A 14,815-nucleotide genomic window follows, 5' to 3' on the forward strand; every position below is an offset into this window, starting at 1 on the left:
GCACGAGTGGACGGCCGAGCGCTGTGCCGGGCCTCTAGCCTCGTCCCATGAGCGAGGAGGCCGACGCCGTCCGCCGGCACTACGAGACGGAGACCGACGAGGACACCCGGCTGCGCGGTGGTCTGGGTCGGATCGAGCTCTGGCGCGTCCAGGACATGGTGCGCCGGTATCTCGGTGCGGGGTCTCGGCGGGTGCTCGACGTGGGCGGCGCAAGCGGTGTGCACAGCGAGTGGTTGCTCGGCGACTCGCACACCGTGCACCTGGTGGACCTGGTCGAGCGGCACGTCGCCGCCGCTCGCGACCGGCTCGAGGGCGTGCCGGGGTTCTCCGCGAGCGTCGGCGACGCGCGTCAGCTGCCCGTGGCCGATGCGTCCCAGGACGCCGTCCTGCTGCTCGGTCCGCTCTACCACGTGCAGGACCGCGAGGACCGGGTCGCCATCTGGCGCGAGGCGGCGCGCGTCCTGTCGCCCGGCGGCGTGGTCGTCGCGATGGCGATCTCCCGCTTCGCCTCGCTGTTCGACGGGCTCACCCACGGGTATCTCTTCGACCCCGAGTTCCGCGCCGTCGTCGACGCGGACCTGACCGACGGGCGCCACGAGAATGCGCACGGGCGTCCCGGATGGTTCACGACCGCCTACTTCCACCGCCCCGAGGAGCTGGCCGTCGAGGCCGCCGACGCCGGCCTCGACGTGCTCGAGACCCTCGGTGTCGAGGGCATCGCGGGCTGGATCGACCACCTGGCGCCCCGCCTCGACGACGCCGCCGACCGCGAGGTCGTCCTGGAAGCCGCCCGACGGGTGGAGGCCGAGCCGTCGTTGCTCGGGTTGAGCCCGCACCTCCTGTGCGTCGCGCGGCGACCGGACTGAGCCGGTCGTCGCGGTCCGGGACCGGCCTGCAGGTGGGCCGCTGCCGATGTCGCTACGCCACGCCGAGCTGCCGCATCAGGACGGGCATCTCGAAGTAGACGCGGGCTCGCTGGATCCGGTCGTCCTCCAGGTCGTAGGACACGCAGATGGGCACCCGGATGTCCTTCCCGGTGGCGGGGATCCCGGCGAACTCGCCGATGTGCTTGCCGATGACGTGGCCCTCCACCATCGCGTGCCCGTCGCCGATGATGGTGTTCTCCGTCGACGCGGTGGCGTCGAAGGCCACGTGGTAGAAGTAGTTGAGGAGGCCGAGAACGCCCTCGCGTGTCTTGGTCTCTTCCCCGGTGGGCATCATGGTGAAAACCACATCGTCGGCCATCATGCTGGCGTCGGAATGCTCCGAGTCCCAATACTTCGTCATCACGTCGCGAGTGCTCTCGACCGACATTGTCGTCCCCAAGCTACGTTGCAGGTTCGGTGAGCCGACCAGCAACGATGATGCTGGTCGAGTGTCGGGGCGACGCCTCGCGGGCGTCACCCACATGGAACGGGGCACCGGGCCACCTCCGCGTGGCCGAACGTTCTGTTCCGAACGCCCCTCAACCCTGACGCTAGGACGGCCACGAACCTCGGCAAGGGACCTCCGGGCCACGTGACGCCACCGCTCCGCAGCCATGCGGGACGGCGTCGAAAGGCGTGCACGTCGGCGGTCGGCGTTACCGTGCGGGATGCCCGACTTCACCATCAAGGCGCTCACGCCGGCGACGTTCGACGACTTCGCGGCACTCGTCGAGCGGAACGGCGGGATGTTCGCCGGCTGCTGGTGCACGAAGTTCCATCCCGACTGCGCGGAGAAGGGCGTGACCGCAGCCGGGAACCGGGCGCTCAAGCGGCGACTGGTGGACGAGGGGATCGCGCATGCGGCGCTGGTCTACGACGGTGACCGGGCGGTGGCCTGGGCGGAGTACGGGTCGCCCGACGAGCTGCCCAGCATCCACCACCGCAAGGAGTACCTCGCGACCGCCGGGCGGCTGCCCGACTACCGGGTCACCTGCATCCTGGTCGAGCGCGGCCGGCGCGGTCAGGGTCTGGCGGCGGCCGCCCTGCGCGGAGCCCTCGAGCTGATCGCGCAGGCCGGCGGCGGTCTGGTCGAGGGCTATCCGCACGACACGGGCGGGGTTCGCAAGAAGAACTCCTCGTTCCTGTACAACGGCACCCGCACGATGTACGAGCGCGAGGGGTTCACCTACGACCGGCCCAAGGGCCAGGGCAACTGCGTGATGGTGCGCGAGGTCGCCCCGAGCGCGGGGGCTGCGCGTTGAGTGGCGCGCTGAGGCCCAACCGGTCGATCCCGCAGGCGACCGTCATCCCGGTGCTGAGCTACCCCCGCGTGCCCGACGCGGTGGCGTGGCTGGCGGCCGCGCTCGGGTTCGTCGAGCGGGTCCGGATCGGTGAGGGCCACCGCGCACAGCTGTCGGTGGGTGACGGAGCGGTGATCGTGACGGACACCGGCGGTAGCCGCAGGCAACCCGACGCGGAGAGAGTCACGCACACGGTGATGATCCGGGTGGCCGACGTCGTGGGGCTGTGCGCGCAGGCCCTGCGGGAGGGAGCGACCCTCGTCATGGTGCCGACGGAGTTCCCCTTCGGCGAGCGCCAGTGCACGGTCCAGGACCCCTGGGGGCACCGGTGGACCCTCTCGGAGACGATCGCCGACGTCGCCCCGGAGGACTGGGGCGGGCAGACGATCGCTCCGCGGTAGCGCCAGCGCCGCGACACGCAGGCCGCGGGCAAGCGGCGCGGGTCACACGCCGTCGATCACCGCAGGAGCCACCTGACCTCCCGTTCGGAGCTGGATCAGCAGGGCCGGCCACCGCCGAGGCAGATCGCGGGGGCCGAAGAGGATCCCGCTGCGGGCCGCGTCGCTCATCGCGTCCGCGGACCACCAGCGCACCCCGCCGACACCTTCACCCGAGGGGTGCCCCGGCTCCTCCGGGTTGACCCCGGGGGACGGCTCGAAGCGCTCGACCCGAGCCGCGTAGACGTGGTTCACCACCGCGGACCAGCCGTCGACCGCGAACTCCGGCAGGTCGAGACGTTGGGTCCACACGAGGTGGAAGCCCGGGCCCTCACCGGTCAGCCCCACCTCCTCGAACAGCTCGCGGCGCACTGCCGCGACCGGGTCCTCGCCCGGTTCGATGCCGCCGCCCGGCGCGGTCCACACCGGCCCGGAGGCCGTCGCGTGCTCGACCAGCAGGACGTCGCCCGCGTCGTCGAAGAGGAGTGCGCGGGCGGAGTGGCGGACGGGCAGGTCGATCGTCACCAGCGCGAGCCTAGGGGCGATTCGACGACGCCGACGTCGGGTCGCCACCGAGGCCGTCAACCGGTGCACGTCGTGAGCGGTTCGCTCCCGGTGAGCATTCGGAAACCCTCGGCGCGCAGCCCGCATCGGGGTTCGTCGCCGAGGAACAAGAGCTGGTCCCGCCGACCGCTGAGGCCCCAGGCGAGGAACTGGGCCGCCCACTCGATGCCACGTTCCGCCCAGGGGGCGTGGGAGTCGTTCCAGCTGTCGACACCGACGAGTGCCATGAACTCGGCCTCGGTCTCCGCGTCGGCATGCGCGGCCATCCAGGCGTGGGCGAGCTCGTGGAGCAGCAGCAGTCCGTGGTTCCGGGCGGCGGCAGTCTCGTCGACGTCGGTTGGGCCGTCCCGCTCGGGTGCCTCGGCCGCGGCCCGCGACGTGGACTCGGCCGATGTGGCGTCGCCTGCCGCGGCCAGGGACGAGGTGGCCTGCTGCAGGTCGATCCCGGCGGAGTCGTAGCAGATCAGGATCCTGGAGATGTCGCCGGCCCAGTCGGTGTACCCGGTCGCAGGCCCGCCACAGCGATCATCCAGGGGGTCGAAGGTGATCGACGACACCGCGGGTGGGGTGAGGCCCGCCTGGGAGAAGCGGTCCAGCGCCCAGGTGATGAGCTGCTCGGCGGCCGGTGTGCCGTTGCGGAGCTCGATCGACCCGCTGTCGGTGACCAGGTGCCCGGTGACCCGGTCGGCGAACGCCTCCGGCAGGGCTCGGGCGGTCCACCACCCGTCAGGCAACGTGGCGGGGTCGGCGCAGGCACGCACCGAGGCGATGTCGTAGAAGCGTTCCTCGGCCACGACACGATGCTCGGCGTCCAGGTCCAGGCCCACTGCCCACGACCCGGGGCACGGCGCCTCCGAGCGGAGCAGCAACCACACCTGATCTACCGGCCCGGCGGTGGACGTGTACGCCACCACAGGGGCGTCGGGACTCAGGTCGGGCTCTGCGGACAGGGCGGACGTCGGGAACGTCTCGGCCGCGGTCGCCACCGCCGGCATGGCGGACTGCTCGCAGGCCAGGTCGACGACGGCGTCCGCGCCGACCGCTCGAACACCGCCGAGCGAACCGGTCACCGTGGCCGTGGTCGCGTAGAGCTCCCGGATCGCTTCGGGGTCACCAGTCCGCCACGCGGCGACGTAGTCGGCGGCGACCTGTTCCGCGACGGCCGGCTTCGGCGGGCGCCGCGGTGGCGTCCCGATGCTCGGGTCCGTCCAGGTCAGGCGCGGGTACACGAGGGCGTCGAACCCGTCGGCGCCGATCCGCGCCACCTGGAGCAGCCCGATCGTGTCGGCGTCGGTGCACAGCGGCGAGACGCAGACCAGGGTGAGCGGCATCACGGCCCCATCGGTGCTCAGGTACACCGAGCCGGGCACGTGCCCCAGCACGCCGTAGTGCTCGGCCGCGAGCGGCGCGAGCGCGGCGCGGTCGGGTGCCAGCGGGAACCCGAGCATCCGGACGTCGACGGTCGTGTCGGCGGCGTAGTACAGCAGGTCCTCGCCGGTACCCGCGTCCCAGGCCGAGAGCCATGCCTGCAGCCACGTCTCCGCGTCCGCAGCCCACGCACCGGACGTCGCGGACGTCGGTGGACCCACCGACGTCGAGGAGGTCCCTGGCGGGTCCGTACGACTACCGGCGGCCGGTGAGCATGCAAGAAGAGTCAGCACGGCGAGAGCCACCGTGCCGGCACCTGCCCATCGCGATGCGTGCACAGGACCGCTCCGACACTCGGACGACTTCACTCTCGTCCGCTGATCGGATCAGCGCGCGGGGCGAACGGCCCACCGCCCGTCGAGAGTCAGAGCACCAGCACCTCCGCCCCGGTCACCAGGTCGGCGCGCAGGTCGTCCAGTGCTCGGTCTGCCTCGTCGAACGGCACCCGGGCGACCGTCGCACGGAGCCCGATCCGGCCGGCGAGCTCGAGCAGCTCGCGCCCGTCGTCGCGCGTGTTCGCCTCGACCGAGCGCAGCTGCTTCTCGTGGAAGACGTGCCGCTGGTAGTCCAGCGGCGGGATCTCGGACAGGTGGATCCCGGCGACGGCGAGCGTCCCACCGGGTGCGAGCGCTTCGAGCGCGACCGGCACCAGCTCACCGGCCGGCGCGAACAGGATCGCGGCGTCGAGCGGTTCCGGCGGGGGATCGGCCGCGCCCTGCGCCGAGGCGCAGCCCAGCTCGAGCGCGAGGCGCTGCGAGTCGACCGCCCGGGTCATCGCGTGCACGCGGATCCCCCGGGCCAGTGCCACCTGGGCGGTCAGGTGCGCCGACCCGCCGAACCCGTAGATGCCGAGCGTCCCGCCGTCGGGCACCTCGGCGCGCCGCAACGCGCGGTAGCCGATGATCCCCGCGCACAGCAGCGGTGCGGACTCGACGGGGTCCAGCCCGGCGGGCCACGGGTACGCGTAGTCGGCGGGCACGGTGAGCAGCTCGGCGTAGCCGCCGTCGGCGTCCCAGCCGGTGTACCTCGAGCGGCGGCACAGGTTCTCCCGGCCCGCGCGGCAGTCGCGGCACACGCCGCACGTGTGCCGCAGCCACGGCACCCCGACGACGTCGCCCTCGGCGTGAATGCTGCTCGGGGGAGCGGCCTCCACGACGCCGACCGCCTCGTGGCCTGGCACCACGTGCGAACGGTGCACCGGCAGGTCGTGGTCCAGCACGTGCAGGTCGGTGCGGCACACGCCGCATGCCTGCACCCGGACCAGCAGCTCGCCCTCGCCGGGCACCGGGTCCGGGACCTCGGCGAGCTCGAGCCTTTGCTTGTCGATGACCTGCCAAGCCCGCATCGTCGGCCTCCTTCGCGCTCCGCTCACCGCCCCGCCGCAGCCACGGCAGGCAGCAGTGCGTCGTCGAGCTCGTCGCACACCATCGTGCGCCACCCGGCAGGGTCTGCGGACAGCGCACCGGTGTGCGGGACCTCCGGCAGCGAGACGACCTGAACGGATGCGGGCGCCGCGTCCCGGTACCAGCCGACCTGCTCCGCCTCGCCGCTGCCCGCGATCAGCAGCACCGGTCGCGGCGCGATCGCTCCGACGGTGTCCCGCAGCGGAACCGGCGGGTGCGCGGCCGAGAGCGCGTCGGCGACACCCATGTCGAGCGCGGTGACCGTCCACTCGAGCCAGCCGTGCCAGCCGGTGCGCGTCGCCAACGCGTCGGCGGCGGTGCGCCGACCGACACCCTCGGCGACCACGACGCGCACACGCTCGTCGCCGGCAGCCGCGGTCAATGCCGCCTCGCCGCCCATCGACAGACCCAGCAGGCCGATCGCCGCGACGTCGGGCTGTGCGGCGAGCGCGTCGATGGCGGCCGTGACGTCCTCGGTCCCGTACCAGCCGAGCTCCATCGGGAGGCCCGCGCTGTCGCCGTGGCCGCGCGCGTCGAGCAGCAGCACCCCGAAGCCGCACCCGGCGAGGACCTCGGCGTGCGGCAGGGTCGAGGCCCGCGTCGAGCCGGCGCCGTGGAGCAGCACCACGGCGGCGCCGTTCTGCGACGGCACGTACCAGGCCGCGAGGTCCACGCCGTCGGACGTCGTGAGGGTGAGGTCCTGGTAGGACAGGGCGGCGTCCCCGGGGTCGCGCCCGGTCGGCTCGATCGGGAGGCGTGCCGAGGCCATCACACCGGCGAGCACCGGGAGCACCACGAACTGGGCGAGCACGACGACGACCACCGTGCCGAGGAGCGCCCTGGCGGGGACCACGAGCCATCCGGAGCCGCGCCGCTCGCGCCGCAGCAACGTCCTCCCGCCCGACCAGACCAGCACGAGGCCCGCCATCAGCCCGACGCCGGCGACGGCGACCTCGCGCCACAGGTTGCCGCGCGACAGGGCGTCGCCGGCCAGGGCACCGGTGCCGGTCATCCCGACCACTCCGGTGAGCAGGGCGATCCACCCGGCTGTCCGGGTCGCACCGCGGCGACGAGCCGTGATCAGGACGGCGACCAGCACCGCGGTGGTCACGAGCGCGACGAGCACCCGGGTCGTGAGAGTCGGCGACGGCCGGCTGAGGACCAGTCCGGCGCCCGAGGCCCCGAGGAGCAGCACGAGCGTCGCCTCGACGGACCACCGGCCGGCCCTCCGACCACCCGGCCGCGTGCCCGCACCCGCACTCGCGCCGCCACGTCCCGCCTGCGCGGCCTCGCCGGCCGGCTCCGCCGCGTTCGCCATCAGACGAGCGTCGTGGCGAGCAGCACGAAGATCGCCACGTCGCTGAGCCAGTGGATCCACCAGCTCCAGAAGAGGCCGCGGGTCTCCAGGATCCCCTTCGCCAGGATCCAGCCCATGAAGATCGACAGGACGACGCCCGCGGGCCCGCCCGGGGTGCCGTAGAAGTGCGCGATGCCGAAGTACCCCGCCGCCTGCCACAGCGCGGTGCGACCGCCGAGCGTCGGCTCGCCGGTCGCCAGCAGCGGCACGCGGTAGGTGACCTCCTCGGTGATCGCGTTGAACGCTGCGTAGACGAGGATCCCGGGCAGCATCGGGACCACGCCCTCGAGCTCAGCCGTGGTGGGGCGAAGACTCAGGTACTGGGCCACTGCCACGGCCACGGCGATGTAGGCGCCCCACTGCAGCGCGAACCTCGACCAGGGGACCGGGCGTGGGAAGCCCAACCAGCGCACCGGCCGCAGAGGGGTACGCAGGTCGCCGAGCCGGAGGAACATCGAGCGCCGTCGGTAGCCCATCGCGAGCAGGACGCCGACGAGCGCGGCCGCGACCAGGAGCTTGCCGGTCTGCTCGGACTGCATGCGCGCGTCGAAGGCCGTGCCGCCGAGGAGCTGCTGTGCGGGCGCCCACGTCAGGTCCAGGCGCGGCCGGAGCTCGAGCAGCGCCGCGATCGACGCGAGCGCCACCGCGAGGTGCCTGACCGGGCGCAAGGTGGCGGAGGCCGTGCTCGCGACCAGCGTCGCGCCGAGGAGCCCGATCTGAGCCCAGGCGAGCCAGGTGGGCACGGGTGCGCCCACCACGTCGAGCACGACGCGCGGCGCGGCGCTGCCGAGGAGCACGACCACCCAGCTCGCGACCTGGGTCCGTCTGCCGGTCGCTGCGGCCGACGGCGCGCTGACCTCCGTCACGGTGACGCCGGTGCTGCGCCGGTCTCGCGGCTCGCCTCGGCGCGCTCTCGGATCCCGAGGAGCATGCGGCGCATCATCGGGAAGTCGGCGACCTCCATCAGCAGGAGCGTGACCGGCAGGAACGGGCCGAGGTCGTACCGCGCCTTGAGGCGCGTGAGGAGCCGGGTGCGTCCCGGCAGCTCCTCGGTGAGCATCCAGGACCAGGTCGAGTCGGGTTTGGCCCAGACCAGCACGTGCGGCGGCTCGATGCGCTGCACCGTGAACGCGGTGCGTTCGTCGGGCGGGCTGGCCATCGGGGCCGCGAGGTCGCCCACACCGAGTTCCTGGAACTCGGGCAGGATCTCGCGTGCGCTCCGCCGGCCGAGGTTGTCCAGCAGGTCGTAGGAGTAGAAGCCGGCTCGTCGGAACCCGACCTGGACAAGCCACGGCCACACCTCGTCGGGCGGGGCGGCGATCGAGATTGCGCGGGTAGCGACGAACTCGGCCCGCGCGAGCAGGTCGTCACCCGGCATCGCGCCGGTCACCTCGTCGGGCCGGGCACCCCACCGCAGGTGCCGTCGCCGGTAGACGCACGCGCCGAGGGTGCCGAGCGCCACGCCGAGCCCGACACCGAGCGCCGCCGTGGCAGCTCGCATGCGCTGAGACAAGCAGCGGCGTGCGGCCACGCGCATCGGACCAAGGTCTCCCCGGGGCGCGCCCGACCGGCCGGGGCTAGCCTCGACGACGACCGACGCACGCGAGGAGGCGGGCATGGGTGGGAGCTGGCTGGCGGACGCCGTCCTGTACGAGGTGTACCCGCAGTCCTACGCGGACTCGAACGGCGACGGGATCGGCGACCTGCGTGGCGTGATCGACCACCTGGACCACATCGCCTCGCTCGGGGTGGACGCGATCTGGTTCAACCCGTGCTTCGCGTCGCCGTTCGTCGACGCCGGGTACGACGTGTCCGACTACCTGCGGATCGCACCGCGGTACGGCACCAACGACGACCTGGTCGAGCTCGTGGAGCGTGCGGGGGAGCGCGGCATCCGCGTGATCCTCGACCTGGTCGTGGGGCACACGTCGATCGAGCACCCGTGGTTCCAGCGCGAGCTGCACGCCGACGGGCCCGACCCCGACGGCGACCGGTACATCTGGCGTGAGGACCGGCCCACCACCGGTTGGGCCTCGGACATCCCGGGGACGCCGGCGTGGGTGCCGTCGCCGGGCCCGCGCCGCGGGTGGTACCTGAAGAACTTCTATGACGAGCAGCCCGCCCTCAACTTCGGCTGGACGTCCCTCGACCCCGACGAGCCGTGGCGCGATGCGATCGACGCGCCGGGCCCGCGCCGCAACCGTGCGGCGCTGCGGGAGATCATCGACTTCTGGTTGTCGAAAGGCGTGGCCGGCTTCCGGGTGGACATGGCGTTCTCCCTGGTCAAGGACTACGGCGTGCACCCCGGCGTCGCCGCGTCGGTGGAGATCTGGCAGGAGATCCGCGCGTGGCTCGACGACGCGCACCCGGACGCCGTGCTCATCCCGGAGGGCACCGAGCCGCGCACCGACGGACCGCTCGCGTTCGACGCCGACTTCGCCCTGGTGATCCACGAGGCGCACGGCAGCCTGTTCGACAACCGCGGGGCCGGGGTCCTGCCGTTCCACCCGCCGCACGAGCCGTTCTTCGAGGAGTCCGGTCGCGGCAGCACGAGGTTCTTCCTGGACGCCTGGGCCGCCGACCGCGAGGTCGACCCGCAGCGGCCGGTCCTGATGGCCACGGCCGACCACGACTACACCCGGCTGCGTTCCGGGACCCGCACCGTCGAGCAGCTCGGGGCGGCGTTGACCTTCCTGATGACCTGGGGCAACGTGCCGTGCCTGTACTACGGCGACGAGATCGGGATGCGTTACCTGCCCGGGATGCCCGACGTCGAGGGCGCGATCTGCAACCCCGACTACAACCGCGCGGGCTGCCGGACCCCGATGCAGTGGGACGCGTCGCCGAACGCGGGGTTCTCGACCGCGGACGCCGCGGACCTGTACCTGCCGATCGATCCGGACCCCGACCGGCCCACGGTTGCCGCCCAGCGGGACGACCCGGGCTCGACGCTGACCCTGGTCCGCGAGCTCATCGCGCTTCGCCGGGCGACGCCGGCGCTCCAGGGGCGCGCCTCGATCCGCGTGGTCCACGAGGACTACCCGTTCGCCTGGGTGCGCGGCGAGAGCCACCTCGTCGTGGTCAACCCGCGCCGCCAGGTCGCGCGGGTGGCCGTGCCGGAGGCGCAGCGCGCCGAGCCGATCTGGGGTTCGGGTGTGCGGGTGACCGACGGAGCCCTGGTCGTCGAGGGGTTCGGGTACGGAGTCCTCACGCTCGACGCCGGCGCGTGAGTCGCCCTGAGCGCTCGGCGAGGACCTAGGTGCCTGGCGTGACCCACGCGTGAGGCGAAGGGTCGAAGGTGACGGCACCCCCACGGGAGGGTGATCCCGATGTCGTCGACCTCATCGCCGGATGTCAACGCCGCATCGCCCGCGGAGGAGATCGCGCGACTCCAGGCGGCGATCGACCTCGCGGTCCGCAACGTCGCGGACGGCGGCGGTCCGTTCGGTGCCGTGATCGTGCACGACGGCGCGGTGGTCGGCACCGGCCAGAACCGGGTCACGCGGGACAACGACCCCACCGCGCACGCCGAGGTGATGGCGATCCGCGCGGCGTGCCGGCGACTGGGCTCGTTCTCGCTCGCCGGGTCGGTGCTGTACAGCTCGTGCGAGCCGTGCCCGCTGTGCCTCGCCGCCGCGCTGTGGGCACGGATCGACCGGGTGGTCTTCGCGGCCGACCGTGACGACGCCGCTCGCGCCGGGTTCGACGACCGCGCGTTCTACGAGCTCCAGGGCCAGGACCCGGCGGCGTGGCCGATGCCCGTGGTTCAGCGTCGGGTGCACGGCTCGGCGGACCCGATGGACGCATGGCTCGCCTTCGAGGGGCGCGTCGCGTACTGACGGTCCACGGCCCATCATGACCTCCCGGCCGGGCGCCCGCCCGGAGACGAGCGAGCCCGTGCTCTCAGGCCGGGGTTCGGGCGACCATGACCGGCTGGAAGTAGCCGCTCTCGGCCGGCTCCCACCAGCGCACGTCGTCCAGGCCGGCGACGCGGGCGAGCGCGCCGAGATGGTCGCGACGGTACGCACGGTAGGTCGCCTCGCGCCGCGTCCCGGTCCAGTCGGTCGGTGAGACCTCGGTGAGCTGGAGGTGCTCGAGGTCGTAGACGTCGCTGTCGCCACGCCAGGCCCACAGCTGCACCGTCACGACCCTCGGACCGTCGCCCCGGTCGTACACCTGCGCCGGGGTGCTCCGAGGACGCTCGGCGAGGACCTTGTCGTAGTCGCGCGTCGTGACCACGACGGCGCCGCCGGGCCGCGTGACGCGGGCCATCTCGGCCAGGGCCGCGACGGCGTCCTCGTCGGTCAGGAGGTGCGGGAGCGCGTTGTCCGCGCACACCACCGCGTCGACGCCGCGGTCGACCCACGGGAGGGCGCGCATGTCGGCCACGGCGAGGGCCGCGCGGACGCCCGCGACGGCGCACTCCCGCCGCGCGCGCCGCACCGCGGCCTCGCTGAGGTCGCTCCCGAGCACCCGGTGCCCGCGGCGGGCGAGGCCGACGAGCTGGGTGCCGATCCCGCACGCGACGTCCGCGAGGTCGAGCGGACCGGTGGCGCCGATCACCCGCTCGAGCGCCGCGGCCTGGGTGGCGGTCTCGGCCGACCAGTCCGGGTAGAGCGTGTGGTAGGTGTCCGCGAGCCCGTCGTAGAAGTCCTTGGTGGACACCTCGCCAGAGTAGGACGGGCCCTCGGCCGGCCCGGTTCGTGCGCGGGCGCCGGCCGGCGGGCCGGGTGCTGCGACCGCGCCCCGATCGCTGATCAGAGGGCGAGGTCGTCGACGACCCGTTCGGCGGCGAGCCGCCCGGAGACCAGCGCGGTCGGGACGCCGGTCCCGGGGTGGGTGCTGGCCCCCGCGAAGTAGAGGTTCCGATAGCGGGCGTGCCGGTTGTGCGGCCGCAGGTAGGCGAGCTGGGGGAGGGTGTGGGCCAGCCCGTGGGTCGCGCCCCAGGCGAGGTTGTGGTGGGTTCGCCAGGTGATCGGTGTCGCGGAGGCCTCGACCGTGATGTGGTCGGCGACGTCGTCGAGCCCGAGCTGCGCGAGCCGGGCGAGCACGCCGCGACGCGCCCGGTCGCGCTCGACGGCCCAGGCCTCGGCCTCCTGCGCGCGACGGTCGGGGTCGTCGCCGTCGTAGGTGAGGTGGCCGGTGGGGACCACCGCGATCAGGGTGTCCCGACCGTCCGGTGCCGTGGTCGGGTCGAGAGCGGTCGGGGCGTGCAGGTAGACGCTCGGCACATCAGGCAGCGGCTCGTTGCGCTCGATCCGGTCGAAGTTCTCGCGGTAGGCGTCGCTGAGGAACAGGGTGTGCGGGCGCAGCTGCGGGTAGCGGCGGTCCAGGCCCCAGAAGAAGCTGATCGTCGAGCCCGAGAAGGTCTTGCGGGCGAGCGCGTCGGCGGCGCCCCGGTCTGGCAGCAGGTACCGGTAGACGTAGGGCAGGTCGGCGTTGGCGACCACGAGGTCCGCAGTCAGCCTGCGGCCGTCCGCCAGGACGACGCCCGACGCTCGGTCGCCCTCGATCTCGATGAGCTGCACCTCCTCGCCGGGCACCATCCGGACACCGGCCTCGGCCGCGCGCTCGGCGAGCGCCTCGGTGATCCGGTACATCCCGCTGCGCGGTGACCACACGCCGTGGGTCAGCTCGCTGTACGGCGTGAGGGAGAACGTCGACGGCGCGCTGAACGGGCTGAGGCCCATGTAGACGTCCTGGCAGGTGAACGCCGCCTTGAGCTGCGGCGAGTCGAAGAACGAGCGCATGTGGCCGTAGTGCCGCTGCAGCGCCCGCACCCGCAGCGCGAGCGCCAGGGTGGCCGGGGTGAAGAAGTCGCCTGCGTTCCGGAAGTCGCGCTCCACGAGGCCGGGCAGGCCGAGGTGGTAGTGCCGGCGGCCCTCGTCGAGGTACCGGAGCAGGCCGCCGAACGAGCCCGGCTCGAAGGCCTCCAGCTGGTCGCGCATCGCGACCATGTCTGAGGTCATCGCGAGGCGTCGGCCGTCGTCGAAGACCATGTCGTAGGTCGGGTCCACCCGGATCGGGTCGAGCGCCTGGTCGTAGTCGATGCCGAGGTGCGCCAGCTCGCTGCGGTAGAGCAGCGGCATGATCAGCAGCGTCGGGCCGGTCGAGAACGTGTGGCCGTCCCGCGTGAAGCGGCCGAGCCGCCCGCCGGGCTGCTGGTTCTTGTCGACCAGGGTGACCTGGACGCCACGGCCGGCCAGATGGATCGCCGCGGAGAGCCCGCCGACGCCTGCGCCGATCACGATCGCCGTGGTCATCGGGTGCCGCTCCGGGCCGGGCTCGAGGCGGCGGGGCTCGGGTGGACGACCGCGCCCAGGGCCGACCTCGCCGTGCGTCCGGCGATCGACAGGCCACCGCGCAGCGTCGCGCGCTCCGGGTAGCCCGGGCGCAGCCGGTAGCCGTCAGCCTCGATCACGTCGAGGACCCACTCGAACCGTGCGGTGTACGCGTGGCCGGCGAACCGGCACCGTGCGTTGTCGACCCGGGCCAGGTACCCCCGGCCGGTGGCGAAGCACTCACGCGCCAGCTCGACCCGCTCGTGAACCCAGTCCCGGACGGCGGGCGTGTGCAGCGCGGCGAGCAGAGCCGGGTCGTCCGGAGTCGTCGCGTGGGGCACGCCGTCGGCGAGCAGCTCGGCGGGCAGGTTGAGGTAGCCGGCGACCAGGTCCTCGGCGAGGTCGCGCAGCATGTGCGCGACGTGCGCGCCGGTGACCGCGACGTAGCGGGTCTCGTCGTGCGGGCTCCGGCAGTCGTGGCCGATGCAGTGGTGCAGGGACTCCGTGACGGCGACGGCCAGGTCGTGGGTGTAGGCGTCGAGCTGGTCGGCCGTGATGGTGCGCCCGCGGCGCCGCGCGTCGACGTCCATCACGTCGAGCATCGAGCGCAGGGCGAGCACGAGGCACTCGGACGGACCGTCCGGCCCGCGACCGGGTCGCGATGCGTCGCGCCGGAGCAGGTCGACCAGCAAGGTCTCCTCCGGGGCGAGCCCGGCACGCAGGTCGCCGGTCGGGGACGCCGCCGAGGCGCTCGCCTGCGCGACGGCGCGCGCGAGGAGGTCGCGCTGCTGCGCCACGAACCGCACCCGCGCGTCCGGGGTCGCGAGGTGCTCGTCCACGGCGTCGTCGAGCCAGCGGAACCAGGCGTAGAGCGCGAACGCGTCCGGCCGGTACGTCCGGTCGGCGAGCCATCGGATCGTCAGGTAGGACTGCAGGCTGGCGCGCCGCGTGATCGCGGCCGCCAGCTCGTCACCAGACCGCTCGGACATCCCTCATCCCCGCGTTCGGCAGCCGTCGCCTGCGAGGGTAGCCACGCAGGTGGTGGTGCTGCGCGGGCCTTGAGGCCCATGCCGGGAGCCGCCCGCGGTCGGGGCGTGGGCGACGGCCTCGGGACCGCG

General features: G+C 73.3%; 15 protein-coding genes. 5 read left to right on the forward strand and 10 right to left on the reverse strand.

Going from position 1 to position 14,815, the window contains the following annotated elements:
* The first annotated feature begins 47 nt into the window (after positions 1-47).
* Positions 48-866 (forward strand): class I SAM-dependent methyltransferase, encoded by an 819-nt coding sequence (locus OEB99_RS04925; RefSeq protein ID WP_263508698.1) that lies wholly within the window; start codon positions 48-50, stop codon positions 864-866.
* Between the two features lie 52 nt (positions 867-918).
* On the opposite strand, the gene OEB99_RS04930 is transcribed toward OEB99_RS04925, so the two are convergent.
* Positions 919-1,314: an ester cyclase gene (locus OEB99_RS04930; protein WP_263508699.1), complete on the reverse strand. Its 396-nt coding sequence runs from the start codon at positions 1,312-1,314 to the stop codon at positions 919-921.
* A gap of 280 nt (positions 1,315-1,594) precedes the next feature.
* Here OEB99_RS04930 and OEB99_RS04935 point away from each other — a divergent pair, with 280 nt between their 5' ends.
* Together OEB99_RS04935 and OEB99_RS04940 are read left to right on the forward strand one after the other, a co-directional pair.
* Positions 1,595-2,188: a GNAT family N-acetyltransferase gene (locus OEB99_RS04935; protein WP_263508700.1), complete on the forward strand. Its 594-nt coding sequence runs from the start codon at positions 1,595-1,597 to the stop codon at positions 2,186-2,188.
* A gap of 50 nt (positions 2,189-2,238) precedes the next feature.
* Positions 2,239-2,628, forward strand: coding sequence for a VOC family protein (locus OEB99_RS04940; protein WP_263508702.1), 390 nt, complete (start codon positions 2,239-2,241; stop codon positions 2,626-2,628).
* A gap of 42 nt (positions 2,629-2,670) precedes the next feature.
* On the opposite strand, the gene OEB99_RS04945 is transcribed toward OEB99_RS04940, so the two are convergent.
* The 6 genes from OEB99_RS04945 to OEB99_RS04970 all read right to left on the reverse strand — a co-directional run bounded on the left by OEB99_RS04945 (position 2,671) and on the right by OEB99_RS04970 (position 8,917).
* Positions 2,671-3,189 carry an NUDIX domain-containing protein gene (locus tag OEB99_RS04945; protein WP_263508704.1) on the reverse strand — a complete coding sequence of 173 codons (519 nt, stop codon included), beginning with the start codon at positions 3,187-3,189 and terminating at the stop codon, positions 2,671-2,673.
* 56 nt (positions 3,190-3,245) lie between these two features.
* Complete coding sequence (locus OEB99_RS04950) at positions 3,246-4,817, reverse strand: hypothetical protein (RefSeq protein ID WP_263508705.1); 1,572 nt, start codon at positions 4,815-4,817, stop codon at positions 3,246-3,248.
* A gap of 203 nt (positions 4,818-5,020) precedes the next feature.
* Positions 5,021-6,001, reverse strand: coding sequence for a zinc-binding alcohol dehydrogenase family protein (locus OEB99_RS04955; protein WP_263508706.1), 981 nt, complete (start codon positions 5,999-6,001; stop codon positions 5,021-5,023).
* Positions 6,002-6,024: 23 nt separating this feature from the next.
* The gene (locus OEB99_RS04960; protein WP_263508707.1) at positions 6,025-7,377 is read right to left on the reverse strand and encodes an alpha/beta hydrolase; all 1,353 of its coding nucleotides are present in this window, start codon (positions 7,375-7,377) and stop codon (positions 6,025-6,027) included.
* Entirely contained in the window at positions 7,377-8,282 is a 906-nt protein-coding gene (locus OEB99_RS04965; RefSeq protein ID WP_263508708.1) for a CPBP family intramembrane glutamic endopeptidase, read from the reverse strand. The genes OEB99_RS04960 and OEB99_RS04965 overlap by 1 nt, the downstream gene beginning before the upstream one ends.
* Complete coding sequence (locus OEB99_RS04970; RefSeq protein ID WP_263508709.1) at positions 8,279-8,917, reverse strand: hypothetical protein; 639 nt, start codon at positions 8,915-8,917, stop codon at positions 8,279-8,281. Before OEB99_RS04970 ends, OEB99_RS04965 begins: the two co-directional genes overlap by 4 nt.
* A gap of 115 nt (positions 8,918-9,032) precedes the next feature.
* Between OEB99_RS04970 and OEB99_RS04975 the strand changes: the two genes are divergently transcribed.
* Together OEB99_RS04975 and OEB99_RS04980 are read left to right on the forward strand one after the other, a co-directional pair.
* Positions 9,033-10,646 carry an alpha-amylase family glycosyl hydrolase gene (locus tag OEB99_RS04975; RefSeq protein ID WP_263508710.1) on the forward strand — a complete coding sequence of 538 codons (1,614 nt, stop codon included), beginning with the start codon at positions 9,033-9,035 and terminating at the stop codon, positions 10,644-10,646.
* 99 nt (positions 10,647-10,745) lie between these two features.
* Positions 10,746-11,255 carry a nucleoside deaminase gene (locus tag OEB99_RS04980; protein ID WP_263508712.1) on the forward strand — a complete coding sequence of 170 codons (510 nt, stop codon included), beginning with the start codon at positions 10,746-10,748 and terminating at the stop codon, positions 11,253-11,255.
* Between the two features lie 64 nt (positions 11,256-11,319).
* Here OEB99_RS04980 and OEB99_RS04985 read toward each other — a convergent pair whose 3' ends face one another.
* The 3 genes from OEB99_RS04985 to OEB99_RS04995 all read right to left on the reverse strand — a co-directional run bounded on the left by OEB99_RS04985 (position 11,320) and on the right by OEB99_RS04995 (position 14,686).
* Complete coding sequence (locus OEB99_RS04985) at positions 11,320-12,081, reverse strand: class I SAM-dependent methyltransferase (protein WP_263508714.1); 762 nt, start codon at positions 12,079-12,081, stop codon at positions 11,320-11,322.
* A gap of 92 nt (positions 12,082-12,173) precedes the next feature.
* Positions 12,174-13,679, reverse strand: a complete 1,506-nt coding sequence (locus tag OEB99_RS04990) for a phytoene desaturase family protein (RefSeq protein WP_263508715.1) — start codon at positions 13,677-13,679, stop codon at positions 12,174-12,176.
* A complete protein-coding gene (locus OEB99_RS04995; protein WP_263508716.1) occupies positions 13,676-14,686 on the reverse strand; it encodes a squalene/phytoene synthase family protein in 1,011 nt (336 codons plus the stop codon). The genes OEB99_RS04990 and OEB99_RS04995 overlap by 4 nt, the downstream gene beginning before the upstream one ends.
* Positions 14,687-14,815: the final 129 nt, after the last annotated feature.

It is taken from the genome of Actinotalea endophytica (assembly GCF_025717005.1).
Classification (GTDB): domain Bacteria; phylum Actinomycetota; class Actinomycetes; order Actinomycetales; family Cellulomonadaceae; genus Actinotalea.

What these genes read in the sequence shown, in the direction of transcription:
- OEB99_RS04925 (WP_263508698.1), top strand. Translation starts at nt 48, where the DNA reads ATGAGCGAGGAGGCCGACGCCGTCCGCCGGCACTACGAGACGGAGACC.
- OEB99_RS04930 (WP_263508699.1), bottom strand. Translation starts at nt 1,314, where the DNA reads ATGTCGGTCGAGAGCACTCGCGACGTGATGACGAAGTATTGGGACTCG.
- OEB99_RS04935 (WP_263508700.1), top strand. Translation starts at nt 1,595, where the DNA reads ATGCCCGACTTCACCATCAAGGCGCTCACGCCGGCGACGTTCGACGAC.
- OEB99_RS04955 (WP_263508706.1), bottom strand. Translation starts at nt 6,001, where the DNA reads ATGCGGGCTTGGCAGGTCATCGACAAGCAAAGGCTCGAGCTCGCCGAG.
- OEB99_RS04960 (WP_263508707.1), bottom strand. Translation starts at nt 7,377, where the DNA reads ATGGCGAACGCGGCGGAGCCGGCCGGCGAGGCCGCGCAGGCGGGACGT.
- OEB99_RS04970 (WP_263508709.1), bottom strand. Translation starts at nt 8,917, where the DNA reads ATGCGAGCTGCCACGGCGGCGCTCGGTGTCGGGCTCGGCGTGGCGCTC.
- OEB99_RS04975 (WP_263508710.1), top strand. Translation starts at nt 9,033, where the DNA reads ATGGGTGGGAGCTGGCTGGCGGACGCCGTCCTGTACGAGGTGTACCCG.
- OEB99_RS04980 (WP_263508712.1), top strand. Translation starts at nt 10,746, where the DNA reads ATGTCGTCGACCTCATCGCCGGATGTCAACGCCGCATCGCCCGCGGAG.
- OEB99_RS04990 (WP_263508715.1), bottom strand. Translation starts at nt 13,679, where the DNA reads ATGACCACGGCGATCGTGATCGGCGCAGGCGTCGGCGGGCTCTCCGCG.
- OEB99_RS04995 (WP_263508716.1), bottom strand. Translation starts at nt 14,686, where the DNA reads ATGTCCGAGCGGTCTGGTGACGAGCTGGCGGCCGCGATCACGCGGCGC.